Here is a 25,544-nt window from a genome sequence, read left to right as displayed (position 1 = left end):
AAACTAAAAATTGTTACTTAAATTTCCATATTGTTTAACTTTTTTTAAAGAATTTCTTTAATATTTTGTAAGTTTCATTAGTATAACACCATACTTTAACAAACAAATTTACTTCATAATAAAGGTTTTATATGAGAGCGCAATGGGTGCAAAAACGCACTAAGGATAGCATTCCCACACAGCTCTATTACGCAAAAAATGGCATTATTACAGAGGAAATGCATTATATTGCAAATATTGAGAATCTAGAGGCAGAGCTAATCCGCAAAGAAGTCGCACGTGGGCGGCTCATAATCCCTGCAAATATTAATCACAGAAATCTTGTGCCTATGGGGATTGGCATAGCCACACGCACGAAGATTAACGCAAATATAGGCTCTTCACAGATTGTAGAGGATATTGATGATGAGGTGGCAAAGCTACAAACAGCCATCAAATATGGTGCGGACACGGTGATGGACTTAAGCACTGGTGGGGATTTGGATAAGATTAGAGAGGCGATTATCAAATCTTCAAGTGTGCCTATTGGCACAGTGCCGATGTATCAAATCTTGCATGATGTGCAAAATGATGTATTAAAGCTTGATATTGACACTATGCTAGAAGTGCTGCGAAAACAAGCGAGGCAAGGAGTGAGCTACTTTACGATTCATTGTGGGTTTTTGCTAGAGCATATGCCTTTTGTAGCAAAACGCAAAATGGGTATTGTCAGTCGTGGAGGGAGCTTGATGGCTTCGTGGATGTTGCATTATCATAAACAGAATCCTTTCTATGAATATTTTGATGAGATTCTAAAAATCTGTCAAGAATATGATGTGAGTCTCTCTTTGGGGGATTCTCTGCGTCCGGGCTGCTTGGCTGATGCGAGTGATGAAGCGCAATTTGCCGAGCTAAAAGTGCTAGGCGAACTTGCACAAAGAGCCTATAATGCTGACGTGCAGGTGATGATAGAAGGACCCGGACACGTCCCGCTTAATCAAATTGAACGCAATGTGGAATTGCAAAAGCAATTTTGCAATGAGGCACCTTTCTATGTGCTAGGACCGCTTGTTACAGATATTGCTGCGGGGTATGACCATATCGCAAGTGCAATTGGGGCGTGTGTAGCTGCGTGGAAGGGCGTGGCAATGCTTTGTTATGTAACGCCAAAGGAGCATTTGGGACTACCTAATGCAAATGATGTGCGAGAGGGCATTATCGCTTATAAAATTGCTGCACACGCCGCAGATATTGCAAGAGGCAGAGTGGGTGCAAGAGATAGAGATGATGCGATGAGTGATGCAAGGTATAGCTTTGATTGGAATAGACAATTTGAATTAGCATTAGATGGGGAGAGAGCGAGAGAATTTCACGATGAGGCATTGCCCCAAGAAGTGTTTAAAGACGCGGAATTTTGCTCTATGTGTGGACCAAAATTTTGCAGCTATAAAATCACCCAAGATATTTTCAAAAACTATAAAGAGGGCGAAAAGCCACCCCTAGCTTCAAATCAATAAAAGGAGAAAATATGCCACAGCTTTTTGTCTGTCTCGTGCATTATACACAGCCATTTGAGGAAATCCTTAAGCGATTAGATGAACATCGCACTTATCTTAAAATGGGCTATGAAAAGGGCTTTTTACTTGCTTCAGGTCCTAGAATCCCAAAAGATGGCGGGATTATCATCGGTAAATTTGCAAGTAAAGATGAGGCAATAACCTTTTCTCAAAATGACCCTTTTACGCGGCACAATCTCGCGCAATATGAGATTCTCACATTCGAAGTCGTGCTTCACGCGGAGATTCTAAAAGATTTTTTACAAGACTAAGAAACTTTAAGAACATAAACCTGCTGAGGCAGCCTAAAGATATTGCCCTTATTGCTTAGAGTATGGCTTATACCTATGTATTGCAAAAGATATGCTCCTAAGCTCATAAGATTGTAATGGGGTATATAGAGCTATAATGTTTACTTTCAAAGAGAATTTCATATTGTGAGAGCGATGTATTTGCTATTTTATCATCAATAAACACATCACCCAAAGCCACAAAAAGCAGAGATAGCGCTTTTTGTGGCTTCAATTCTATCTCCCCTTCAATAGAGATAAAAGTGTATAATAGGCTGCATACGCCCACTGATTATATCCACTATCATAAAATCCATAGAAATGCACTTTTGGTTTTTGTGCTGATGTAGTAGCATAGTCGGTAAAAAATGCAATGCCACTTCGTAATTGTGCATTTGAATCTTATTAAAACTATAATAATGTAAGCTTTGGGGTAATACATTAAGAACAAAAATAAGAGCACATAGCGTGTGAATACACTTTGTGATGATACTATGCAATATATGTTCTTTGTAGAGATTCCAGAAAAAGAGCATATATAAGCACTTTAGCACATTTGCAGGGACAAAGTAGTGAAAACTTGCCATACCTAAAATAAAAAATGCTACAACATAACATAAAGCAATGCCAAGTATGCTATCCAAAATACTGCTATGCTATCGCCCCTACGGACTATGTGGTAGATTCTATAAACACACATAAGCGGAAGCAATATGTCTACAAAAGGAAAGGCAAAAAGTAATACCATCAAGCTGCGTAATGGAGAAAACACCCCCCCCCCATTTGGGCATAACTGCTTTGAGCAAAGCCTGTAATATACAGATAGAGTTAAAAATATTACCGCACTTAGCATATATAAACAAGTAAAAATAAGCTCTAATCTGCTTAGCTTCTTAGTATAGAAGCTTAGTGTGCAATAGAAAATCCAAATCCACCAATAAGGATAAAGGAGACTTCTTTCAGGTAAATACGAGTATTAGCACACAGTAATGCTATAAAGATATAAACACTTGCAGATTGCTTTGTTTGCGAGGATTCTAAAGCTTAATAGGTGCAGAAAAAAGTAGCATAAAGAGCGTTTGCGTCATCATTTTGACAAAGCTTACATTTAAAACTATAGCCATAAAGCTTGTAAGTACCCAATACCCCGATAATCCTATACAAGAGGCTAAATGATAAAAACACCAAGCAATAAGAAAGGATACAAGAGCATTGCCTATCATAAGAGCATAAGGATTTGTAGAAAAATATGTAATGAGATTTAAATTAAACCCCGCAAGAGAAAAAACGTCCGTTATTTGTATCAAGCCCGTGCCAGACATCTTTACCTAAAAGAAGTTTGTGCGTAGAAATTCACATCATCACCACTCATTAGTGGCATACTACTACAAAAAACAATGACACAAAGACAAGACTACAGATAGCTAATACCCCCCCCCCCATAATTATATATTTATTCATTTCTCACTCCTTGTGTATATTTAAAACTCTAGCTTATTATGCAGCTATCAACCGCAAGAATCTTTGAGGTGCTTTGACAATCTCACTCGTTTTCAAGTATCTTTGTAAATTCATTTGGCTCTTTATTAAGGCTATCAATGTCGCTTGTAAGGTCTCTACCTATATCATCTAAACCTTGTAAAATACTGCCTACTCTCCCTGGATCCTATGCCCAAAGCTCTTAATTCTGCTTCATATTTGACAAATTCTTGCACCATTTGCGAATATTGCAAAATAGATTGAGCGATAGAGCCTATATCTATAACAGGTAAGTTTGCCTTAATGGTATTTATGCTTATGGATAATAATAAGCCTATGGTAAGTAATGCTCTTTTAGTATTGTTGAGGGGTTATAGCGTAAAATATAGGGAAATTGGAAGTTATTTACTCATAGGAATTTTATGGCAAGAGATTCCCTTGCCATAAAATTATTTTTGGGAACAATGTTTTTGATTGCATATGTAGTATAATTTGCATATTCTTCTTTGCCATTTACCACTCCTTTAGAAAATTTACTATTTTCAAAGAGAGCTTCCTCTTTTGTATTTTGTACTTAACCCATCTTTAAAATAGACTTTATTTATATCTTTCCTGTCTTTATCACTTTTATCTACTTCTAAGACATCGCTTATCCTTTCCTCCTGCTTTATTGGTGCAACTAAACACGCTCTCTTGTGTTGGGGTTGTGCCACCAAAATCCCTATTATAAGCATTATCAAATACACATACAATATCTTCTCGTGCGAGTTTATCCTCTCTACAACCTGCTAAGAGCATTACTACTGCTCCACTTAATAGAATCCTTTTTATGCTCTTTCCTTTTGCGTTAAAATTAAACCAAAAGAGAGTGTCAAAAATAAAAAGGGTTTTTATGAAATTTTCGCTATTTAGCCACTTAATATTTATGTATCAATATGTGTTATATATTGGCAAATAAGCAATTTAGTATCCATAATAATATAATCCATAGGTTACAAAAATGCGGATTTTGGTTTTTGTGCTTGGGTGTGGGTAATCCTTATAGGCAATTTCAATCGTGCGCTCACTATTGCGATCTAAAAGCATATATTCACTCGAGACAATCACTTTTAATCCGCTAATATCGCCATTAGGGTGGAGGTAAAACTCCACTGCACTTACGCCCTGTTGCCCTAGCCGCGCAGCACTTGGTGGATATTGCAAATACCGCTGCGTAATGCGCCCTATATCTCGTAAATTATTCACTAAAAACTCTTGCTCAGCTATTCCATAATCCCCAAATTCCTCTCCATAAAGATCTTCAATATCTCTTTTGGTGATATGATCCACTCTTGGGAATTTTGCTAGAGCTTTGATATGGCTTGATGTGCTAACAGTGTTATCTTGTGGTGTTCTGCTCTTACCATCATAAAGGCTTAAAGATCGTAAGTCAAAGTTTTTCCCCATTTGCTTATTTATTTGTGATTTTGCAGATGGAGAAGCAGAAGGTGCGGGAGATGGCATATTGGGTTCTTGAGATTCTTGGGGGTATTCATTCCCTCCTAGAATTTGGAATCCCGCCACTTTCATATGTGGATTTTGCGATGCGCCTTTCTTAAACTGCATAGATTCAAAGCGCACAAAGAGTAAAATCAGTATAAGTATATGTATAATGGCAGAAATGAGCAGCCATAACCACAAATGTGAATGCCTATACCGCAAGATGATAGGGTATGTTTGCGCCATTATAGCTTATCGCTCTTATTGTGAAGATACTTAGAAAGCCGCTCTTGCTTTTGTTCTAAGAGTTTGGCAAATTGATCATCAAAACGTGACTTTTCCTCGTGAGTGATGTTTTGAGGAATAAGATAACGATCAATAAGTGTCGTGCTTGTCGCTCCAATGAGTATTAGATAACGATAACCATTTGATTGTATGGTGAGGATTCTATTTTTAGAATCTATATGCTTTTGGGAGATAACCTCTATCTTTGTTGGATCAAATACATCTTTTTTATACGCAAGGGTATCAAAATAGCTACTAAATTGTTTTTTATGCACGACATAGCGTTTGACTATCCATAATATTAACACTAAAAAAGCCATTACTCCAAGCACAGCTACATACCGCCACGTATCGAGCCCTAAATCATTTTTGAAGGGTAGTATATTCATTAGACTATCAGTTTTTATGTCTAAGATCGGAGGTGTAGGGGTAATAGGCTGCTGGATTATATTGATATTTGGAATCTGTGATGAATAAGATGTTTGCAGTAGTTTATCAATCTCGCTTGGAGGAGGAGTAACTCTTTGAAAAACAATTTTTAAAATATGAGGCGTTTTACTTACATTTACATCAATAAATCGTGTATCGCCTACACCAAGTATATAGAGGCTTTCTTGTATATTAAAAATCTGCACTTGGGTTATAAAAAAATTCTTAAAACTTTCATTATATGCTTTTGCCCCTAGATTTGGGAAGATTACGCCCTTATAGCCATCTTGTTGGGTAAGATATGGAGACTTCTCATATACACTAGAAAGGTTGAGAAAAATCTCTAATGTCTCACCCTTCTGTTTTAGCTCGATATTACGCACTTCTATATCTGCATAGAGCATTTGTATCATACATATATAACATAAAAATACAATATGCCATTTCATAGTAATATCCTTGCTTATTTTTTGAATCTACACTTGAAACTCACGTGTGAGATAATATACAATGGCATTTGAATCTAAAATCTCATTAATACGAATGGCAAGATTGCGCTCATATACCATCACTTCGCCTTTACCCACCATACGACCATTTACAAAAATCTCTATGCTTTCACCTGCAGGTTTCCCAAGATCGATAATAGAGCCTTTCTCAAAACGTAAAATCTCTCCTAAAGAAATTTTTGCATTGCCAAGTTCAGCATTGAATAACACCCCCATATCTAAAAGCCCACTATAATTTTTCATCATATCTTCAAGATATGTAGCGAGCTCTATTTCCTTAGCTGTATGGATACGTTGTTTATCTAAAATGCTTTCTCCCGCCATTGCAACTCCTTATCTTCTGTTTAATATGTTCGCCGCATATAAATACTGCATCGTCCTGCTCCTAATCGAAAATGTAGCCCCTTATCATAATTTTTAATTAGACGATGTCCTAAATAATCAGGCGTAGAGATATTAAAATTCTTTCCCACCTCTTGTGTCATCACTTTTGCTCTCCCTACAACAAGATTGGCTAGTTCCTTTGCCATATCTTCAAGTGTTTGCTCATCAGGATTCTCATCACTCAAAAACGCAGCACAAAAAAGTCGTAAAAAGGCTTTGTTGAAAATCAAAAATACATCATTATGTGTCCCAAGCATACTAATTTTGCTTAAATATCCCTTTTTAAGCGGCATAATAGAATCGCGAGGTGTCTTACTAATGCTATTTTGCACAACATCAAAAAAACTATTATGAATAATATCCATTGCTTACCACCTTTAATGTCGTAAAATGAAATGTTATGTATTATATAATATTTTGTCTCAAGCGGGCTTGAAGTTTGATTTGTTTTGACAAAATGCACTCACAAAACATTCTTCACACATCGGTTTTAATGCTTTGCACGTATATCGCCCAAACAGCACAAATGCTTGATGAAGCGTAGCAAGGTGTGTTTGAAACAAAAGTGTGAGTTCTTCTTCTGTTTGCTTTGCACTTTTTGCCCCGCTTAAGCCCAAGCGATGAGACACACGGAATACGTGCGTATCTACCGCCATATAATTTTGTTCTAAAAATTCTATTAGCACGACATTGGCTGTCTTTTGCCCCACACCTGCAAGACTCTTTAGCTCTGTTTGTGTCGTAGGAATCGCCCCATTAAATTCATTCATCACCTGATTTGCCATTGCCTTAAGATGTTTTGCTTTATTGTTAAAAAACGAAACAGATTTAATCAGTGCTTTTATCTCTTCTATATCCGCCTTTGCTAAGCTCTCTACATTAGGAAATGCTGCAAAAAGTGCAGGGGTAACGAGATTCACACGTTTATCGGTGCATTGAGCTGAAAGCATTACGCAAACAAGTAATTCATATAAATTATGATACACAAGCTCTGTTTTTGCATTAGCATAATGCTCTAAAAAGAGTGCTTTGATAGTCTGCACATCTTTTTTCTTGCATTTTTTAAATGTTGCTTTTGTTTTAGAATCTGCCATTACATAACCCCTAGCATTACTTAAGTGGCTCAACAATAATCATTTTTGCCTCATTGTCTCGCAAAGCCACCCGTGTGCCTTCAATCAGCACTGCCACTGCTAAACGCCCAATAGAATGGCTTAGCACCTGACATACTTTATCTTTTGTAATCCCAAAAGAGATAAATCTATCTCTTAAGGCTTCATCTTGTGTTTTGCAATCAAGAATCCTGCATTTACTTCCCAATGCACAATCATAGAGTGTCATAGTATATCCTTTACATATTTTTATCGTATTTTACACTATTGTGGTTATCGCTACTACATAATTTTACTGGTATGCGAGGTTGGCTTGTTGGATATCTCTCTCGTCCCCACCCCCACATTATTTTATAGAAAAAAGAAAATAGGATAGATTAGAGATTCTATGCCTTAGAAAATGAGTTTGCAAGTGTCGAGCGGGAGGGTATCCAACGAATACTTTGTGCGCATGATGAAATCCTACAAAGTAAAACTAAGGCAAAGCCTTAGTTTTACAGGAAGTTTTACTTTGTCCTTGCGGCTTTGCCATTTATTAGGGGTAATTGCGGGTAATCTTACGACCCCTTTTTACAAGTGTGGATTAGCACCCCGTGCGAATGCGGTGCGATTCGCACAATAGCAAAGGCATAATGGATTCTATCCAAAAACAGCTTGTCCTATTCTTCCTCTTCTTGTGGTAGATTGGGTTCATTCAATAAGGAATCTAACTCTTTTTCCTCTAAAGCTGGCTGTTGTGTATCTATTTTTTGAGAATCTTGTTCAGGTTCCATAGGTGTATCGGGTATATTTATACTTCGTTCTTTTTCCGGTACGGGTAGGGATTCTACGCCTGATTCGAGCGCATTTGAAAGATTACCTAAAAAATTATCCACAGGCTTTAAGATTCTCCCTACCATTTCAAATGGGCTAAATAAAATATCCTCTGCCACACTCACTTCGCTCTTAGGGTTATCTAATGTGCCCTTCATTACAATCCCTGTGGCAAATTTCCCATCATCTCCCAAAATCACATAATCAAAAAGTGGAATCTTATCAATAATATCTGCTAGTCTTTTGAGTGTAGAAGCCTTAAGTACTACATCTAATTCTTTTGTATTAAGCTTTACCAATCCACCGCCCTCTACGTCAATAGAGCTACCTACTAAATCGATATTCTCAAGCACCAAAAATTCATTATTAATCATAAAATCTATTGTGCCTTTTTTGATTTCATAGCCATTAGCACCAAGTCCGGGCTTTCTAAAAGTAAGCAATGCTGGAATAGTATCAATGAGCGCTAAGATATTTTGCACAATAGATAAATCGTTATATGTTGTATTCTGCACACTAATTTGCCCTTTTAATGCTCCATCATTATAAACACCCTTAAAGTTAAAAAGCCCTCCGCTAAAAATATCTCTCTGCCATACTTGATTAAGAAATTTATCGCTAAAGTTACTTAGTCGTAAATTAGCCTGAGAATATGCCATATCGACATTTGCCACACCATTACCATAGGTAATATCCGCACGTATCACACCATCGCGTATAGCTATAGATGCGAAGTCTGATGGAATCATATAATCTTGTAAATAAAAGTCCATATTAGCTGCTTCGACATAGGTAATATGAGGGGAGATATTATTTTTCTGCTCATAAGATTGCTTAGCCCTTAAAAATGCTTCTTGCTCCTGTCTTTGCTCTGGCGTGAGCGATTCTTTTACTTCATTTTCTTGATTGATTTGAGCAAGGAGAGGGACAGAGCTTGAAAACACCTCATCGATACGTAAGTTATAGCCATCTAATATGAGTTTGACAATATTGCCCTCTTTAATAAAACGAAATTTTTTATCCTGTGAGCCAATAAATATGCCCTTTGGGTTAATCACGCCTTCAAGTACATAATGGCTTAGTTTTTTTCCTGTTTTATCATAAAGGGGATATTTTAGATCCTCTACCTCTCCATTTATGGCAAATGTTTCAAAATCTTTGGTTTGTATTTTTATATAGCCCTTAGGGATTTCAAAAAAGCGTAACATAGGCGAATAACGATATATCTTAGCTATATCGCTTAATTCAAATATACTGCTATCGCCTATATTTATATTGAGTCCAAAATCAGGCAGAGTGATATTTTTATGTTCCCCACCAAGATTGCCTGTAAATGTAATTTTTTTAAGTTCATTGGCATCAATGTGTAAAATATCCTCACTCATACCTTTTTTAGAATCTTCATAAATAGCTTGAATAATCCGCTGTGTCAGTTCATCGCTTCCTTCGGGAATTTTAAGCGTCTCTATATTGTGGGTAAATGCAGTAGAATTAAGCGCAAACTTATCGATTAAAAAATTTCCATTTAATGTAGAATCTTGCAGATTCCATAACACATTCAATGTCCCCTGTATGCTTTTAGCATAATCAACTTTGGTATTGAGAATCTGTATATATCCTTGAGTGGCTTTATGTGCCAAGACAAGCTGTAAATTATGGAGTATAAGCCTTTGATTCCCTAGAACTAAAGTTGTATGTGGAGCACCAATATTGCCATTGAGCCATACATTTGTGCCTTTTTTGTTATTTTGCACATCGATATCAAGTTTAACATTTAGGGTAGAATCTACACTTCTTATAGGAAGCTTCACATCATATACTTCTAAAAGTTTGGCTAGCTCATCGCTAAGGGCTGCATTTTGTGAAGCAATAGAGATTTTAACCCCAAGCGGTTGTGTAAAGATATTGCTGATTGTAACGCTAGAATCCTCTAGGTTAGTATTTGCAAAAAATGGTTCTTTGGGTAAAAAATGCAAGTTCTCATCACGCATATATACGATTATACGTGTAGCTGTAATAGGCTGAAGATGAGGAGCAAGATATATTTTAGGAGATTCTATAGCTAAATCAAGCTCGAGTGTTTTTTGAAGTTTGGTAAAAAAATATTTATCAAATGTGCTTTGAAACCGCAAAGCGTGAAGTTTTAACACATCATAATGCACATTTTTAAAAAGCCAATCATTGAGTGTCTTATTTTTGAGCTTTGTGATAAAGGGCTTAATGCTTTCAAGATTATAAAGATGTGATGATGAAGCCTCCAAATCAATCTTATAAAAATCTGTAATGGCACGTATATAGAGAGTAGGCTGCTCTACATCATTAGTGTGTTCTTTAGGCGAAATAGCTATATCCATCTCAAGAGTTTTTTTTACACCTTGATAAGAAAGGTTGCCTTGTATTTGTATGCCAAATCGAATAATTTCAAGCTGTGTAATATGCAATTGTGTTGCTTTACTATCGTTTTCAACTGCAAATTTTGCTAGAACCTTTGGCGTGTTAATGCTATATTCCACCCCGTCATAATGCACACTGCGTTTATGATTATCATTTAAAACAATATTTTCTATATCAATTTGTTCAAAGTATGAAAGCACAAATAAAAATCGCTTAATCCAAGTAAGCACCTCATCAGCATTTATATCATCTTCTTCATCTTCCTCTTCTAATGCCTGAGAGGCTTGCAATGCTGAGAGATTGATTTCATTAATACTCAAAATCAGCTTGTTATTTAATCTAAGATACAATCCATCAATCTGAATCTTTCCAAGCGTGAGTGAAGGACTATAGACACCATTGGAGAGAATCTTATATCCCATTACAGAGAGTGTAAGTACAATGCCCAAAAAAACAAAAATACTTGCAATATTTTTAGATTTTATTTTTATCATTGCTATAACCGTTTTATTTTATTTGCTTCAACCCGTGCAAACTGAACGAATACTAAATCTGCCTAAAGGCTCACTGAATAAGATTATAGCATACTTAAATGACAATGGAGGGCATTTCAATAAGCTCGATACGCTTTTTATCCATTTTTTAGGACAGCCTCAAAGTGGATTCGTTGATATGAAAAATGAGATATTGCCTAAGGGTGCTTTTTTTAAGGCTCTTGTTAGCTCAAAGGCTGCGACAAAGGAAGTTACTTTGATTCCGGGTGAGACGATGTATTTTTTTATCCGCGTTTTAGCACAGACTTTTAATCTCTCCATTGGTGAGCTACAAACAGCCTACGACAAGTATTTTCCATATCCTGATGGCGTGATTTTCCCCGATACCTATCAGCTGCCTATCGGTATGAATGAAGATGAGATGATGCTCACTCTTTATGAAACTTCTATAAAAAAACACGAGCAGAATGCCATTAAACTCCTTGGAGCATATAATCAAAAAGAATGGTTTCAAAAAGTGGCAATCGCTTCTGTGGTACAAAAAGAAGCAGCAAATAATGAAGAAATGCCCCTTGTAGCTGCCGTAGTCTTTAATCGTTTGAAAAAAAATATGCCCTTACAGATGGATGGCTCTCTTAATTACGGGCAGTATTCACATAGTAAAGTAACACCCGAGCGAATCCGCAATGATACAAGCCCTTATAATACTTATAAATACAAAGGTGTGCCACCCTATCCTGCAGGAAGTGTCAGCTTACAGGCTATTGAGGCAGTTTTTAACCCCGCGCAAGTAGATTATCTCTATTTTGTGCGAGATAGAAACACAGGCACACATAAATTTAGTAAAACTTATGAAGAACATCGAAGCCATTTTTAATTTTTAATTTGCTTTTAAGTTAAATTGTTTCATAGTTAGCAAGTTAAAATTTTTGTTTAACTTTTATGTTTCTATAATAAAACAAAACAAATTTTTGTCTTTTAGGGAAAGAAGGAATAGATGTTCAATAAGGTTGGTATTGTAGGTGGTTCTGGCAATGTCGGCTCTCATATCGCGTTTTTAGGTGCAATGCGACAAGTTGCAAAAACATTCCTTCTTTTTAGTATTGATTCTCTTCATTGTAAGGGCGTTGGACTTGATATATCTCAAGCTGCAGCGATGTTTGATATTCCTGTGTGTGTTAAGGGTTGCGAATCTTATGAAGAGCTTGCAGATTGTGAAGTTGTTATTATCAGTGCGGGATTCCCACGCACACCAGATATGAGTCGTGATGATTTGTTGCTTAAAAATGCTCACATTATGCAAGAGATTGCCCAAAATATCGCTAGAGTAGCACCATCTGCAATGCTTATTGTTGTATCCAATCCACTTGATGTAATGTGTCTTGTGGCAAAGCAATGGAGCGGATTTGATAAAAGCCGTGTTTTTGGTATGGCAGGACTACTTGATGGGGCTAGACTTGCTTATGAGAGCAAAGCGATTCTTGATGACTTCAATAAACATATTGAATCTTTTGTGATAGGCGCACATAATGATGAGATGTTGCCGCTGTTGCGACACTCTATGTGTGATGGCAAAAGTCTTGATGAAATACTCACTCCGGCTATGCGCGAATCTGTATTAAAGGAAACAAAACAGGGTGGTGCGAAAATTGTCAGTTGCTACCAAAAAGGAAGTGCCTATTTTGCTCCTGCTAGTGGGGTGGTGAAAATACTTGAGCATCTTGCTACATCTAATGATGATACACTCGTATGTAGCGTATATACAGAGGGAGAATATGGTATAAAAGATATTTATATCGGGCTTCCGATCAAACTTGGCAAAAAAGGAGTAAAGCATATTGTAGAATTATCACTTAATAAGCAAGAGCAGGAAATGTTAAGTATTTCCGCACAGGGTGTTAAAAAACAAGTTGAGATTCTTAAAAATAACGGATTGTTAAAAGAGGGAATCTAAGATACGCGTTAATCTTAAACAAAAGAAAGGAAGGGAAAATGGGAATTAAAAAAGCACCGCAAAATGTGCCGGTATGGATTGATGAGACACGTTGTAAGGCGTGTGATGTATGTGTATCGCTTTGCCCAAGCGGAGTGTTAGGTATGAGAAAGGACGAACACAAAATTTTAGGCAAGATAATCTCCGTAGCATATCCAGAAAGTTGTATTGGCTGTAGGGAATGTGAGCTACATTGCCCAGATTTTGCTATTTTTGTCGCTGACAAGACAGAATTTACATTTGCTAAAGTCAGCAAAGAAGCGCAAGAGAGAGCGGCAAAAATCAAAGAAAATAAATTTATGGCAATATAATATAAGGAGAGAATATGCGTGAGTTAATTACAGGAGGAAATGAGCTTGTCGCACTCGCTGCGATAGAATCTGGTTGTCGGTTTTTTGGCGGGTATCCTATTACGCCATCAAGTGAAATCGCTCACGAAATGAGCGTGGAGTTGCCAAAAATCGGGGGGAAATTCATTCAAATGGAAGATGAAATCAGCGGTATTGCTGTGGCTTTAGGCGCCTCAATGACTGGTGTAAAGGCTATGACAGCCACATCTGGACCGGGCATTTCACTCAAATCTGAGCAAATTGGTTATGGCTTTATGGCGGAGATTCCGCTTGTTGTTGTTGATGTAATGCGTGGAGGACCCTCTACGGGATTACCCACACGTGTATCACAAGGTGATATAAATCAGGCTAAATCGCCAAGCCACGGAGATTTCTGCTCTGTTGCTATTGCTGTTGGGAATCTCCAAGAAGCCTATACGCAAACTATCCGCGCTTTTAATTTAGCCGAAAAATATATGACCCCTATATTTTTGCTCCTTGATGAGACTATCGGGCATATGCATGGTAAAACGCTTATTCCGGATTTTAAGGACATTGAGCCAACTATCTATAATCGCAGAGTATTCACAGGCGACCCTAAGGATTATCAGCCCTATGCAGTACCCCAAGATGAAGCTGCTATTCTTAATCCATTTTTTAAAGGCTACAAATACCATATTACAGGGCTTCATCACGGCGGAAGTGGATTCCCCACTGAAGATGAAAAACTCTCTCAAAACCTCATCGATCGACTCTTTAACAAAATAGAATCTCATATAGATGATATTGTTGAATATGAGGAATTTCAGCTTGATGATGCAGAGATTGTGATTATCGCTTATGGTTCTGTTTCTCTCTCTGTCAAAGAGGCTATTGCCAACTTGCGTAAAAATGGCATTAAAGTAGGGCTATTCCGCCCCATTACGCTTTGGCCTAGCCCTGCTAAGCAGCTTAAAGCACTGGGTGAGAAGTTCAAAAAGATTCTTGTTATTGAGCTAAACAAAGGGCAGTATAAGCAAGAGATTGAGCGTATTATGCAAAGAGATGTTACTTTCTTGGGCAAGGCAAATGGGCGCAGTATCTCACCCACAGAGATTATCACAAAAATCAAGGAGATGTAAGATGGCTTTTAATTACGAAGAATATTTGCGAATGGATAAAATGCCTACACTTTGGTGTTGGGGCTGTGGAGATGGCGTGATTCTTAAAAGTGTTATACGTGCCATTGACGCGCTTGGGTGGAATATGAATGATGTATGTATCGTAAGCGGTATTGGCTGCTCTGGGCGGTTTAGTTCGTATGTGAATTGTAATACCGTGCATACTACACACGGGAGGACAATGGCGTATGCCACAGGCATTAAACTTGCTAATCCTGATAAAAAGGTGATTGTCATCTCTGGTGATGGGGATTCTATGGCAATTGGGGGTAATCACACCATTCACGCTTGCAGACGCAATATGGATTTGAATCTTGTGATGATTAACAACTTTATTTATGGGCTTACTAATTCTCAAACTTCCCCTACTACACCAAAGGATTTTTGGACAGTTACGGCTCAATATGGCAATATTGACCCTAACTTTGACCCTTGCGAGGTGGCAAGCGCAGCAGGAGCGAGTTTTGTCGCAAGAGAGAGTGTGCTTAATCCTAAGAAGCTTGAAAAGGTGCTTATGGAGGGATTCACACATAAGGGCTTTAGCTTCTTTGATATTCATAGCAACTGCCACATTAACCTAGGGCGAAAAAACAAAATGGGAGAAGCGACTTCAATGCTCAAATGGATAGAATCTCGCATTGTTTCTAAAAATAAATTTGACACACTCCCGCCCGAAGAGCGCGTGGGTAAATTTCCCACAGGTGTGCTAAAACACGAAACAGACAGAATAGAATACACACAAGCCTATGATGGCGTGATTGCAAAAGCTCAAGCTAAAGCCAAAGGAGGAAGCACAAAATGATGCATCAATTACGATTTACAGGAGTAGGAGGGCAAGGTGTTCTCCTAGCGGGTGAGATTCTCGCTGAAGCCCAGATTAAAGACAAGGGCTATGGTGTTAAAGCAGCTACTTACACAAGCCAAGTGCGTGGAGGACCCACAAAGGTGGATATTTTGCTAAGTGATGAGGAGATTCTCTATCCTTATGCCAATGAAGGGGAAATTGAATTTATGCTTTCCACCGCTCAAGTGAGCTATGATTCCTTTAAGAGTGGCGTGAAAGAGGGTGGTGTGATTGTTGTAGAACCAAATCTCGTGCGCCCTAGTGAAGAGGACAAAAAGAAGTTTAAGATTTATGAAATCCCCATTATCACCATTGCCAAAGAAGAAGTAGGTAATGTCGTAACCCAATCTGTCGTAGCCCTTGCTATTACTACGGCTTTCACTCAATGCGTAGATAGGGATTTAGTCTTTGAGACGATGATAGAAAAAGTCCCTGCTAAAGTGCAGGAGGCAAACAAAAAGGCTTTTGAACTAGGTGAAAAATACGCCAAAGAAGCTCTAAACGCTTAAGGTTATTATTGCCCCATATACTCATTGCCCTTTATAGGGTATCCTTTATTAAAGGAATCTACGGGGATTTGCTATGCTTGTAAGTGGATTTAAAGATTAACCAAAACTTAAAGGGATTATTTATATTATCATAGCATTGCTTTGTGTGGCTGTGCTTAAACTTTCTGTGTGAGGAACATATATGCAGGATATACCTCAATTTGCGCAAATGCAAAATGCCATTTTCCCCTTTGTAGGCTCACTTGTATTCATCGTGCTTCATATCTACATTTATAAAGCATTACTTAAATCGCTTTCTATTAAGCCCTTTGCACGTTTGGTATGGAAAGTCTTTACTTGTTTGAATACCCTTTACTGCATTGCCTATCTCTTTTTACGCGATAGCGCCAATGTGCCACAGGCCATTTACTTCCTGCTTTCACTTTGTTTAGGCATTACCTTTTTATTTGCGATGGCTGCCTTTTTATATCAATGCTGCTCTCTTATCATTATGACCCTACGCACAAAATCCGCACGTTCTCGCTGGAGGCATAGGGCAAAGGTTGGTATTTTTATTTTAAGCCTCATTATGCTTGTTTTTGGCACTTATAATGGTACAAGAAAGCCTGATATTGTCCATAAAGTCATACAAATTGAAGGGCTTAGCACGAGCTTTAAAATAGCTGTGCTAAGCGATGTGCATATCGGTGGGTTAATGGAGGAGAGTAAAGTTAAGCAAATTGTAGAGATGACAAACGCACTTGAAGCGGATATGATTTTCCTCACAGGCGATATTGTAGATGCACCGCTTAAAAATGTGGAAAAAGCCGTAGATGAGTTAGCCAATCTCAAGGCAAATGACGGGATTTTCTATGTATTGGGGAATCACGAATATTTTCACGATGTAGAAAATATCCTTGCTAAGCTTAAATCCTTAGGATTCCATATACTTATCAATCAAAGCTACACATTTGATAATACGTTCAATATTGCAGGGATAGCTGACTTCATGGGGTGGCGTGGTAATGTGGAATATTTAAAACCCAATATTGAAGCCACATTTGCAGATATTGACCCTAGCCTTCCCACCATACTGCTTTCACATCAACCAAAGGTGATTAGCTATCTTAAAGCCCCTTATGATAATGTGGATTTAGTAGTGAGCGGACATACGCACGGAGGGCAAATCTTCCCCTTCTCTCTTGCTATGCTTTTGCAGCAGCCTTTTATCTCTGGCTTACACACGTTAGAGAATCTCCACCAAACAAAAGTGTATGTCTCGCAAGGCACAGGATTCTGGGGACCCCCTATGCGTATAGGCAGTGAGCGTGAGATTACATTACTTGAATTGCAACCCCCTCATTAAAATTCTATTCTACTATGCCTTTGCTACTGTGAGATTAAATCCCTTTTGCGGGTGTGGATAAACGCTTACGGGTGTATGGGATTGAATGGCGTGAAGCGTGGATTCATTCCACGCGAACAAGACTACGCAGCGATTTACATCGAAACAGCGTAGAAATAATAAATCCCTCACCTCATTGCAAAATCTGCACTTCACATTCAAGTATAATGCCGCTTGATTCAAATACGCGCCTCTTAGCAAGGGCGATAAGGGCTAGGGCGTCATCAAAAGTCGCCTTGCCTTTGTTGATAAGGAAATTTGCGTGCTTATCGCTAAAGGCAGCATCGCCAATAGCATACCCCTTTAAGCCTACAGATTCTAAAAGTCTGCCAGCATAATCACCTTTAGGATTCTTAAAGCAGCTGCCACAGCTTGGCTCTTTAGGGTGGTGTTTGCGCAGGGCATTGCATTGCGCTAGAAGTGTGTGATTAAACCCTTCAATCTTATGGAATCTTGCAGCGAGGATAACGCCCTCTATGCCGCTATTACGATACATCATAGGAAAATGCGAGGTTTTATGCCACGTGCCATTGACATTAATCTCCATAAGATTTTGGGCGATTTCATAGGCTTTCATTCCTGCATTCATTTTGATAAGCCCTCCTAAACTACCCGGTAAGGCTTGGAGAAACTCTACTCCCATGAGATTATGAGATTTAAAATAGCGGAAAATACCATTTGAGCTATATGCACCGCCTACTTCGATATATGTCTCTTCCTCTGTGAGATAGGAGAAATTTTCATCAAGCATAGCAAGATTTGCTGCGTGAGGGGAGATGAGGAGATTGTTTGCTTTACCAATAAGTAGCATATTATGAGAAAATGCATAAAGTGCATCTTGGGGAGTTTGTATGAGATGGACTTCAAGGGGTGAGCCAATCCTTAGGCTTGAGTAGGTAGCAAAATTGATAACTCTAGTGTGCATAAACTAAAAATTAATGCTAGAAATCATTGTAAAAAGCATACGAGTATAATCTGTAATCATATTTACCATCCACGGCATTGCAAATATAATTACAGCGACAACAGCAAGGATTTTTGGCACAAAGGTGAGTGTCATTTCATTAATTTGTGTGGTAGCTTGAAAAATACTCACAAGTAGCCCCACGATGAGCCCTGCTAAAAGCATTGGAAGCGAAAGAATAAGAGTGAGTTTATAAGTTTGAACTGCAAGTGCCATAAGTTGTGCTTCCATATCGAATCCTCATAAATAAATTAGCATTTGGCAGGAAGGCGAGAGAATCGAACTCCCCAAAGACTAGACACCTAGCCTTTCAATGGGTTTGAAGCCCAAGATATTCACCAGAAATATTTGCCCTCCCTATATTAGAATCTAGCTATTGCTAGATTCTAAATGGCATTAATGACCGCAGCCACAGCCTCCGCCATTATGTTCGCCGTGTGCATGTCCACCTCCACCACAGCAGCCTCCTCCCCCGTGGCCACCTCCGCTACCGCAGCCACAGCCTCCGCCAGCTCCGCCTTGCAATATCTCCATTTCTGTGGCTTCACGCACATCAAGAATCTTCACATCAAATTGCAATGTTTTCCCTGCAAGAGGATGATTGTAATCAATAATTACTACTTTATCATTAAAGTCTTTTACGCTTACTTGCACGGTTTGCCCATCTTCGCCTTGTCCAAAAAGCGTCATACCTGCTTTTAGCTCAATGCCTTCAAATTGCTCTTTTGGCACTTCTTGCACAAAATCGCTTTGGTATTCACCATAAGCATCTTTAGGCTCAATAGTAGCCTTGATATTATCACCTATTTTTGCACCCATAAGAGCATTTTCAAGTCCGCTAATTACTTGCCCTGAACCAATAAGAAATTCAAGGGGTGAACCACCTTTATTGGAATCAAGCAGAGTATTATCGGCGTGATTTAACACTTCATATTCGATACTTACCATTTTATTTTGTGTAATCATTTCTTTTCCTTGTTTTGATTTTTAAGTTTTTCAGCTTCTTGTGCCTCTTTACTTGTGGAGTAATGGTTTATCAAAGAATCTAAAAACTTATTATAGTTTTTTGTATCTTTGATAGCGTTGAAAGATTGAGCCGTATGAAGTAAAAGTGTAGGCATATAAGAAGATTTGTCATCAAGCAACACACTTTCCTTGTAGTGTTTGATGGCGGTATTATAGGCTTTATTTGCAAAAGAAATTTCACCTAAATAAAAGTAGCTTTCTGCTTTTTTGTGATTAATTTGGATAAGCCATTCAAAACGTATCCTAGCAGCCTCATGTTCAGCTTTTTTAAATAGAGTCTGTGCTTGAGTAAAAATTTCTGCTTTTTTTGTTTTATCTTTAGTGAAGCTAGGTGTTGTAGTGGCAGGTTTAGTAGGAGTGTTTTTCGCTGCAGGAGGCTGATTTTGTGTAGACGTATTGCTTAGTTGCTTTAGTTCTTTAAGAATAGTTTGATTAAGTGCTGTGAGACTCTCATTGACCTCTTTGAGATGAGTTTTGAGTGTTTGAATCTCGCGCGTATTGGTGTCAATTTGTGATTTGAGCTGTCCTAAAAGTTCAATTTGTGCTTTTAAGGATTCAATATCTTTTGTGGTTTGGGTTATTTGAATGACTTGTTGCTGTAGCTTTGCACTTTGGGATTCATAAAGACTAGAAATACCCTCTTGAGTTTGACTAACACTATCAACTTTTTGCTGAAGCCGGGAGAGAAGATTCTGTAAGGTTTTGATATCGTTTTTTGTAGCACCGCTCTGCTTTTCAAAAGCAGAGGGTTCATTTGCACTAAGGGATAAGGCAATAAAAGGCAGAATGATATAACGCTTTATCAATCCGTGCCTCCCCTAGCATTATTTAGAAAGTTTAAATTCAACGCGTCTATTTTCTTGATTACATTGCGGAGTATCAACTGTGCAAGTAGGCTTACTTTCACCATAACTTACGGTTTTAATTTGAGAAGCATTTACGCCACGCGCAGTAAGTGCGTTTTTGACAGCATTTGCTCTTTTTGTGCCAAGTGCGTAGTTATATGCATCTGAACCATAAGAGTCAGTGTGCCCTTCAAGTACTACTTTTGCGCCTGTGTTTTTAAGTGCAGTAGCGCTATTTGTAACGCGTTCTTCCATATCTGCACGAATATCATATTTATCAAAATCAAACAATACTTTTGCATAACCTTCAGCAGTTCCAGCGGCTAAATCTACAAAGTTATCTGAGCCACTACTAGCAGATGTTCCGCTTCCTGTATCAGCTGCTTCTGGCTCTGAACAACCAACCGAAATAAGAGCAGCCAAAACGCCTATTGCAAGATATTTTTTCATCTTAACTCCTTAAAAAATGATATGAAAATTATTTTAAGCTACAAAAGTAAATATATAGCTTTTACCAATCGAAAGCTTGGATTTTCATTTTGCTAAGAGGAAAAAAGTAGTTTGTGTTGTAATCCACGCGAATAATCCCTAGTGCACTTTGAGCTTTGTAGTGCTTTAAATACATAATGCTCCCCCCATCACTCGAATATTTGGGCATTTGATTTTTTCCACTTGCTGTGAGGCGGCGGATATAGTTTGAACCCGGAGCAAGTGAAATAAGATAGAGATTAAAAGTATTGCTACCAAACTCATTATTTGTTTCTCGGCTTGTATAGACGGCATAATGACCATTGGAACTAACAGCGCTATTATTACGTCCGTGCAGAACAACCTGCTCTATTCCTCCTCCATCAAGACGCATTACAAAGATGTTAGGATAACCAAGTCTATCGGAGACAAAAATGATTTCCTTTTCATTATTGATAAATTTACCATCAACGTCAATACCCGAATAGTTTGTTAGACGGCGTAAATTTTTGGTTTTGGTATTATAGAGATACAAATCCGAAAGCCCATTGGGCGAGAGACTAAGGATAAGATTCTCTCCATTTTTGCTCACATCAGATACCATAGCTACGCCCTCGCTCCCTACAAGTTGCTCAATATGTCCGGTAGCGAGATCATGCTTTACAATAGTGGGCACTTCAAGATATTTGGTATAATAGATGCTCTCTTGCTTAGAATCTGTCCATTTGGGGAAAATATTTAAGCCATCTTTGACAATTATTTTTTGATAGGTGAGTGTATAATCAGCGATGAGAATTTCACTGCTACCTGGAGTGTTGTATTGAGAAAGCACTACAAGACGTTGCATCCACTGGATGCTTGGTGCTTGAATATAACTGTTTGCGTCAATCGCCATAGAATGAGCAATGAAAGGAAAACGTTTGAGTTCATTTTCTCTATAATCTTTGGTATATGCGAGTTTTGAAGTGTTGATATCATAAAGAAAAAGAGTAGCTGTTAGGTTATTGGAAGATTTGCTTACCTTAAATTGTGCAAGCAAATCAACTTTTTGTTCGGCATATTCTTTGTAATTAATATCTGCAGGCTTTTTTACACCCCCATCTTGAACTTGAAAATGTCCGCTTACTTTTAAATCTGCAACAAGCATTTTAAGAATCTTTGCGCCAAAATCGGCATTATCAGTATCTAGTCTTTCAACGATAATGTAGGGAATTTTGTTTGTGTTTTTCACAATCTCTAAGGTTGCATCAATAGCAAGGCACTTGAAGCTTAACAATAAAAACAAAACGATAATTCTCATAGGACTCCTTTTATGCAAATCTAATTTTTAAAAGTTGTGGCAATTTCCTTTTTGCCCTTTGGGTGGGGAGGAAAGTGTAAATGTGTGCATTCCTCAAGCATACTTTTAAGTGAATCGTCAAAAACTGCATTGCCAGAGTATTTTACAATTTTATAACTAAAATTGCCATTGTCTGCAATGCTAATATGCACTAAGGCTTGCAATTTTTCTTCGACATAAAATGTTTTTTGCCATTGTTGCAGCATTATTTTTTCAATTTGTGCATACCATTCATCATATTCCCCATCGTTTTGCGCGCTATTGGTGCTTATGGTCAGATTACTTAGGGCGTTAAGCTTATTTTGTAGTGTTTCTGCGCTTGATTGTAATTCTTTGATTTTTTCAACTTTAGCATTTTGTTCTATTTTTTCTCTATTATCCCCTATGGGCGCATTTTGCGAGGGCACATTACTATCGATTTTATCAAACATATCCTTAATGCCTGAACCAGCTAGAGGATTGTTAAGGGTTGGTGTTTTACTTTCACTTGGTGTGGGTTTATCATCAATGATAGCTTCGATACTAATAGCATTAAGTGAAATGGCAGATTCTCTAAGAGAAGAATAATGTGTGGGATTAGAATAAAAGAAAGTAAAAATAAGCGAAACAAGGATAAGAAAATATATACAAAAAGAAATAATACCGCTAGTGATAAATAAGAGAGTATTATTCATTGTTAGCTACTAGTAATAAGAGATACTTTAAGAAACCCAGCTTCTTTGGCAGTTTTGAGAATATAGATTATATCTTCATATTTGAGATTCTTATCGGCACGGATAAAAACATTTGTATCCTTATCAAAACTTTTACTAAAAAGTATAAAACTATCTGCAAAATTTTTAAACTCATATACTTTGTCGCGTATGTGGATTTTTCTATTTGCGCTTATGCGAATTTCAAGCATAGAATCTTTAGCTATCTTTTTTGTTTTTGAGCCTTTGGGAAGCGTGATGTCTTCTTGATAGGTAATAGTGGGTGTGCTCACCATAAGAATAGCTAAAAGCACAAGCATAATATCCACAAGGGGTGTAATATTAAGCTCTGGCTTTTCTTCCCAATCAAAATCATCGTGCATAATAGCCTACTTGTGAGAGAGCATAAGGTCAATTTGCATTTGAATGCAGGTGATAATGTGATAAGACTTGCGTTTAAGAAGTAGGGCAAATGAATAAGCTGGAATGGCTACAAGAATCCCTGCAGCAGTAGCTACTAAGGCTTTAGAAATCACAGGAGCTATCACATCAAAGGAAACATTCCCTCCGCCAAGCACACTAAATGTTTCTAGAATCTCCACGACCGTGCCAAATAAACCTATAAATGGGGCAGTAGAGGCAATAACATTTAAGAATACAAGAGAAGAAGTTGCTTTTTGCGTTGCCTTAAGTTTCCATATTTGCAAAATTTCTCGCGTAATACGCCCATCATTTGCTTCAAGTAAAGCGTTGATAAATGTATTTTTTGGCACAAGAATACTTTTAGCTAAAAGCATATCAAGATGATATTTTTCTGCTGAAAGCCAATCATTAAGACTAAAAGTTTTGTAGATGTAAATCCAAAGTGTAGCAAGAAAGTAAAGCGAAAGCCACGCAAGCACAATAATTGTTGTTATTGTGCTTTCTTCAAAGAAAGTTTTGATCGTATCCATATTGTTAGATTCTATTTTTAGCTATATTTTCAATACGTGAAACGACGATACTAACTAGTGTGCGGTCATTTGAGGCTTTTTCTAGAAGCATTTTTGTTTCATCAATAGCTGAAGCAATTTCAGTTTCTGTATTACCAGCAATGGCTACTGCACCATCAGCAATGATTTTTACATCAGTGCCTGCTTCCTTGGTAGAGATTTGTGCGTGTCCCCAATCAATTGCTATAAGCCCCTTATCGCCATCCATACTTTCGAATTCTATAACTCCAACCTTGAGCAAAGAGAGAAGATTGCAGTGTCCGGGATAAACGCCAAATTCTCCCTCGCTACCGGGTATGATGACATACTTGACTTCATCATTATAGATACTCCCATAGGGAGTTACAATGTTTAATGTGAGATGTTCCATTTCTATTTTATCCCCTATGCACTTTTGAGTTTTTGAGCCTTTTCCAAGACTTCTTGAATATTACCTACCATATAAAACGCATTTTCAGGAATATCATCATATTTACCCTCTAAAATACCCTTAAAGCCTTCTAATGTCTCTTCAAGCGTTACGTATTTACCTGGACTACCTGTGAAGATTTCTGCCACAAAGAATGGTTGAGAGAGGAATTTTTCAATCTTTCTTGCTCTATCCACGATTTGCTTATCTTCTTCAGAGAGTTCGTCCATTCCCAAAATAGCGATAATATCCTGTAAGTCTTTATATTTTTGTAGCACTTGCTGAATGCCTGTAGCAATTTTATAATGCTCCTCTCCTACCACTTGAGGGTCAAGGATTCTAGAAGTAGAATCAAGGGGATCCACAGCAGGATAAATACCCTTTTCGGATATTTTTCTATTTAGCACCGTTGTTGCATCAAGATGTGAAAACACAGATGCAGGAGCTGGGTCAGTCAAGTCATCGGCTGGGACATACACAGCTTGAACTGATGTGATTGAGCCTTTTTTAGTAGAGGTAATACGCTCTTGTAATTTACCCATTTCCCCTGCAAGTGTAGGCTGATAGCCCACCGCTGATGGAATCCGCCCAAGGAGTGCTGACATTTCGGAACCAGACTGGGCATAGCGGAAAATATTATCAATAAACATAAGCACATCAAGTCCTTTTTCATCTCGGAAATATTCTGCCATTGTCAAACCTGTGAAAGCAATGCGGTTTCTTGCACCCGGCGGCTCATTCATTTGTCCGTAGCAAAGTGCCACTTTGTCCAAAACGCCACCTTCTTTCATTTCGTTATAGAGGTCATTTCCCTCTCTTGTGCGCTCACCAACACCAGCAAACACAGAATAGCCACTATGCTTATAAGCCACATTATGAATAAGCTCCATAATAACGACAGTCTTACCCACACCAGCACCACCAAATAAGCCAACTTTACCGCCCTTAGAATAAGGTGCGAGCAAATCAACTACCTTAATGCCTGTTTCAAACATTTCTGTTCGTGTGCTTTGCTGCTCAAATGTCGGTGCTTCTCTGTGGATTCCCCATTTAAGATCGCTATTAAGAGGTTCACCACCATCAATAATATCGCCTGTAACATTAAAGATTCTACCTAGCACTGCTTCTCCCACAGGCACTTCTATCATTTTTCCACGAGCTTTCACTTCCTGTCCGCGTGTAAGCCCCTCTGTCATATCCATAGCAATTGTGCGGACACGATTATCCCCAAGGTGTGCGGCAACCTCTAAGACAAGCTTATGCTCTTTGCTTTCAATGTTGAAAACAACATCAATGGCTTCATTAATCATCGGTAGATAAGAGTCGAACTCGACATCTACCACGGGACCCATTACTTGTGTAATTTTACCTTGCATTTAATCTCCTT

At 38.1% G+C, this 25,544-nt stretch carries 30 protein-coding genes and 1 tRNA gene; 9 read left to right on the top strand and 22 right to left on the bottom strand.

What is annotated here, in order from left to right:
- The first annotated feature begins 131 nt into the window (after nucleotides 1-131).
- Nucleotides 132-1,496 (top strand): phosphomethylpyrimidine synthase ThiC, encoded by a 1,365-nt coding sequence (gene thiC, locus QZ289_RS01555; RefSeq protein ID WP_295698449.1) that lies wholly within the window; start codon nucleotides 132-134, stop codon nucleotides 1,494-1,496.
- Between the two features lie 11 nt (nucleotides 1,497-1,507).
- Nucleotides 1,508-1,807, top strand: coding sequence for a YciI family protein (locus QZ289_RS01550; RefSeq protein WP_295698446.1), 300 nt, complete (start codon nucleotides 1,508-1,510; stop codon nucleotides 1,805-1,807).
- Between the two features lie 103 nt (nucleotides 1,808-1,910).
- Here the strand turns inward: QZ289_RS01550 and QZ289_RS01545 are convergent, their stop codons facing one another.
- The 10 genes from QZ289_RS01545 to QZ289_RS01500 all read right to left on the bottom strand — a co-directional run bounded on the left by QZ289_RS01545 (nucleotide 1,911) and on the right by QZ289_RS01500 (nucleotide 11,203).
- Nucleotides 1,911-2,060: a hypothetical protein gene (locus QZ289_RS01545; RefSeq protein WP_295698443.1), complete on the bottom strand. Its 150-nt coding sequence runs from the start codon at nucleotides 2,058-2,060 to the stop codon at nucleotides 1,911-1,913.
- Between the two features lie 13 nt (nucleotides 2,061-2,073).
- Nucleotides 2,074-2,469, bottom strand: a complete 396-nt coding sequence (locus QZ289_RS01540; protein ID WP_295698441.1) for a hypothetical protein — start codon at nucleotides 2,467-2,469, stop codon at nucleotides 2,074-2,076.
- A gap of 1,462 nt (nucleotides 2,470-3,931) precedes the next feature.
- Nucleotides 3,932-4,102: a hypothetical protein gene (locus QZ289_RS01535; RefSeq protein ID WP_295698439.1), complete on the bottom strand. Its 171-nt coding sequence runs from the start codon at nucleotides 4,100-4,102 to the stop codon at nucleotides 3,932-3,934.
- Nucleotides 4,103-4,267: 165 nt separating this feature from the next.
- The gene (locus QZ289_RS01530; RefSeq protein ID WP_295698437.1) at nucleotides 4,268-5,029 is read right to left on the bottom strand and encodes an energy transducer TonB; all 762 of its coding nucleotides are present in this window, start codon (nucleotides 5,027-5,029) and stop codon (nucleotides 4,268-4,270) included.
- A complete protein-coding gene (locus tag QZ289_RS01525) occupies nucleotides 5,029-5,946 on the bottom strand; it encodes a flagellar biosynthetic protein FliO (protein ID WP_295698435.1) in 918 nt (305 codons plus the stop codon). Before QZ289_RS01525 ends, QZ289_RS01530 begins: the two co-directional genes overlap by 1 nt.
- A 27-nt stretch (nucleotides 5,947-5,973) precedes the next feature.
- Complete coding sequence (fliN, locus tag QZ289_RS01520; RefSeq protein WP_295698433.1) at nucleotides 5,974-6,330, bottom strand: flagellar motor switch protein FliN; 357 nt, start codon at nucleotides 6,328-6,330, stop codon at nucleotides 5,974-5,976.
- A 20-nt stretch (nucleotides 6,331-6,350) separates the two neighbouring features.
- Nucleotides 6,351-6,755, bottom strand: a complete 405-nt coding sequence (locus QZ289_RS01515) for a chemotaxis protein CheX (RefSeq protein WP_295698430.1) — start codon at nucleotides 6,753-6,755, stop codon at nucleotides 6,351-6,353.
- 57 nt (nucleotides 6,756-6,812) lie between these two features.
- On the bottom strand, nucleotides 6,813-7,484 hold the full coding sequence (nth, locus tag QZ289_RS01510; RefSeq protein ID WP_295698427.1) for an endonuclease III: 672 nt from the start codon (nucleotides 7,482-7,484) through the stop codon (nucleotides 6,813-6,815).
- Nucleotides 7,485-7,500: 16 nt separating this feature from the next.
- Entirely contained in the window at nucleotides 7,501-7,731 is a 231-nt protein-coding gene (locus tag QZ289_RS01505; RefSeq protein WP_295698425.1) for a FeoA family protein, read from the bottom strand.
- A gap of 430 nt (nucleotides 7,732-8,161) precedes the next feature.
- On the bottom strand, nucleotides 8,162-11,203 hold the full coding sequence (locus QZ289_RS01500; protein WP_295698422.1) for a DUF3971 domain-containing protein: 3,042 nt from the start codon (nucleotides 11,201-11,203) through the stop codon (nucleotides 8,162-8,164).
- Here QZ289_RS01500 and mltG point away from each other — a divergent pair.
- The 7 genes from mltG (at nucleotide 11,151) to QZ289_RS01465 (ending at nucleotide 17,383) form a co-directional block, all read left to right on the top strand.
- Nucleotides 11,151-12,080, top strand: a complete 930-nt coding sequence (gene mltG / locus QZ289_RS01495; RefSeq protein ID WP_295698421.1) for an endolytic transglycosylase MltG — start codon at nucleotides 11,151-11,153, stop codon at nucleotides 12,078-12,080. The two genes, QZ289_RS01500 and mltG, sit on opposite strands and share 53 nt — an antisense overlap.
- Nucleotides 12,081-12,200: 120 nt before the next feature.
- The gene (locus QZ289_RS01490) at nucleotides 12,201-13,157 is read left to right on the top strand and encodes a malate dehydrogenase (RefSeq protein WP_295698418.1); all 957 of its coding nucleotides are present in this window, start codon (nucleotides 12,201-12,203) and stop codon (nucleotides 13,155-13,157) included.
- A 38-nt stretch (nucleotides 13,158-13,195) separates the two neighbouring features.
- Nucleotides 13,196-13,507, top strand: a complete 312-nt coding sequence (locus QZ289_RS01485; protein WP_295698414.1) for a 4Fe-4S binding protein — start codon at nucleotides 13,196-13,198, stop codon at nucleotides 13,505-13,507.
- A gap of 14 nt (nucleotides 13,508-13,521) precedes the next feature.
- Nucleotides 13,522-14,646, top strand: a complete 1,125-nt coding sequence (locus tag QZ289_RS01480; RefSeq protein ID WP_295698413.1) for a 2-oxoglutarate synthase subunit alpha — start codon at nucleotides 13,522-13,524, stop codon at nucleotides 14,644-14,646.
- Between the two features lies 1 nt (nucleotide 14,647).
- Nucleotides 14,648-15,487: a 2-oxoglutarate ferredoxin oxidoreductase subunit beta gene (locus QZ289_RS01475; protein ID WP_295698411.1), complete on the top strand. Its 840-nt coding sequence runs from the start codon at nucleotides 14,648-14,650 to the stop codon at nucleotides 15,485-15,487.
- Nucleotides 15,484-16,038, top strand: a complete 555-nt coding sequence (locus QZ289_RS01470) for a 2-oxoacid:acceptor oxidoreductase family protein (protein ID WP_295698408.1) — start codon at nucleotides 15,484-15,486, stop codon at nucleotides 16,036-16,038. Before QZ289_RS01475 ends, QZ289_RS01470 begins: the two co-directional genes overlap by 4 nt.
- 181 nt (nucleotides 16,039-16,219) lie before the next feature.
- The gene (locus QZ289_RS01465) at nucleotides 16,220-17,383 is read left to right on the top strand and encodes a metallophosphoesterase (protein ID WP_295698405.1); all 1,164 of its coding nucleotides are present in this window, start codon (nucleotides 16,220-16,222) and stop codon (nucleotides 17,381-17,383) included.
- Between the two features lie 172 nt (nucleotides 17,384-17,555).
- On the opposite strand, the gene QZ289_RS01460 is transcribed toward QZ289_RS01465, so the two are convergent.
- The 12 genes from QZ289_RS01460 to atpD form a co-directional block, all read right to left on the bottom strand.
- Nucleotides 17,556-18,347, bottom strand: coding sequence for a UDP-N-acetylmuramate dehydrogenase (locus tag QZ289_RS01460; protein WP_295698403.1), 792 nt, complete (start codon nucleotides 18,345-18,347; stop codon nucleotides 17,556-17,558).
- 3 nt (nucleotides 18,348-18,350) lie between these two features.
- Entirely contained in the window at nucleotides 18,351-18,617 is a 267-nt protein-coding gene (fliQ, locus tag QZ289_RS01455) for a flagellar biosynthesis protein FliQ (RefSeq protein WP_295698401.1), read from the bottom strand.
- A gap of 28 nt (nucleotides 18,618-18,645) precedes the next feature.
- Nucleotides 18,646-18,744, bottom strand: a tRNA-Sec gene (locus QZ289_RS01450).
- A 38-nt stretch (nucleotides 18,745-18,782) separates the two neighbouring features.
- Nucleotides 18,783-19,352, bottom strand: a complete 570-nt coding sequence (locus QZ289_RS01445; protein ID WP_295698400.1) for a peptidylprolyl isomerase — start codon at nucleotides 19,350-19,352, stop codon at nucleotides 18,783-18,785.
- The gene (locus QZ289_RS01440; RefSeq protein ID WP_295698398.1) at nucleotides 19,349-20,218 is read right to left on the bottom strand and encodes a hypothetical protein; all 870 of its coding nucleotides are present in this window, start codon (nucleotides 20,216-20,218) and stop codon (nucleotides 19,349-19,351) included. Before QZ289_RS01440 ends, QZ289_RS01445 begins: the two co-directional genes overlap by 4 nt.
- 18 nt (nucleotides 20,219-20,236) lie before the next feature.
- Complete coding sequence (locus QZ289_RS01435) at nucleotides 20,237-20,707, bottom strand: OmpA family protein (RefSeq protein WP_295698396.1); 471 nt, start codon at nucleotides 20,705-20,707, stop codon at nucleotides 20,237-20,239.
- 61 nt (nucleotides 20,708-20,768) lie between these two features.
- Nucleotides 20,769-22,025, bottom strand: coding sequence for a Tol-Pal system protein TolB (tolB, locus tag QZ289_RS01430; RefSeq protein WP_295698393.1), 1,257 nt, complete (start codon nucleotides 22,023-22,025; stop codon nucleotides 20,769-20,771).
- A gap of 20 nt (nucleotides 22,026-22,045) precedes the next feature.
- Nucleotides 22,046-22,738, bottom strand: a complete 693-nt coding sequence (locus tag QZ289_RS01425; protein WP_295698390.1) for an energy transducer TonB — start codon at nucleotides 22,736-22,738, stop codon at nucleotides 22,046-22,048.
- Nucleotides 22,739-22,740: 2 nt separating this feature from the next.
- The gene (locus QZ289_RS01420) at nucleotides 22,741-23,142 is read right to left on the bottom strand and encodes a biopolymer transporter ExbD (protein ID WP_295698604.1); all 402 of its coding nucleotides are present in this window, start codon (nucleotides 23,140-23,142) and stop codon (nucleotides 22,741-22,743) included.
- 3 nt (nucleotides 23,143-23,145) lie between these two features.
- The gene (locus tag QZ289_RS01415; RefSeq protein WP_295698388.1) at nucleotides 23,146-23,709 is read right to left on the bottom strand and encodes a MotA/TolQ/ExbB proton channel family protein; all 564 of its coding nucleotides are present in this window, start codon (nucleotides 23,707-23,709) and stop codon (nucleotides 23,146-23,148) included.
- A gap of 4 nt (nucleotides 23,710-23,713) precedes the next feature.
- Nucleotides 23,714-24,118, bottom strand: a complete 405-nt coding sequence (gene atpC / locus QZ289_RS01410) for an ATP synthase F1 subunit epsilon (RefSeq protein ID WP_295698385.1) — start codon at nucleotides 24,116-24,118, stop codon at nucleotides 23,714-23,716.
- 14 nt (nucleotides 24,119-24,132) lie between these two features.
- Nucleotides 24,133-25,533, bottom strand: coding sequence for a F0F1 ATP synthase subunit beta (gene atpD / locus QZ289_RS01405; protein ID WP_295698382.1), 1,401 nt, complete (start codon nucleotides 25,531-25,533; stop codon nucleotides 24,133-24,135).
- Nucleotides 25,534-25,544: the final 11 nt, after the last annotated feature.

This window comes from uncultured Helicobacter sp. (genome assembly GCF_910577135.1).
In the GTDB taxonomy this organism is placed as follows: Bacteria; Campylobacterota; Campylobacteria; order Campylobacterales; family Helicobacteraceae; genus Helicobacter_C; species Helicobacter_C mastomyrinus.
The sequence above is the reverse complement of the archived record's forward strand: the minus strand, read 5'-3'. Positions and strand labels throughout refer to the sequence as shown.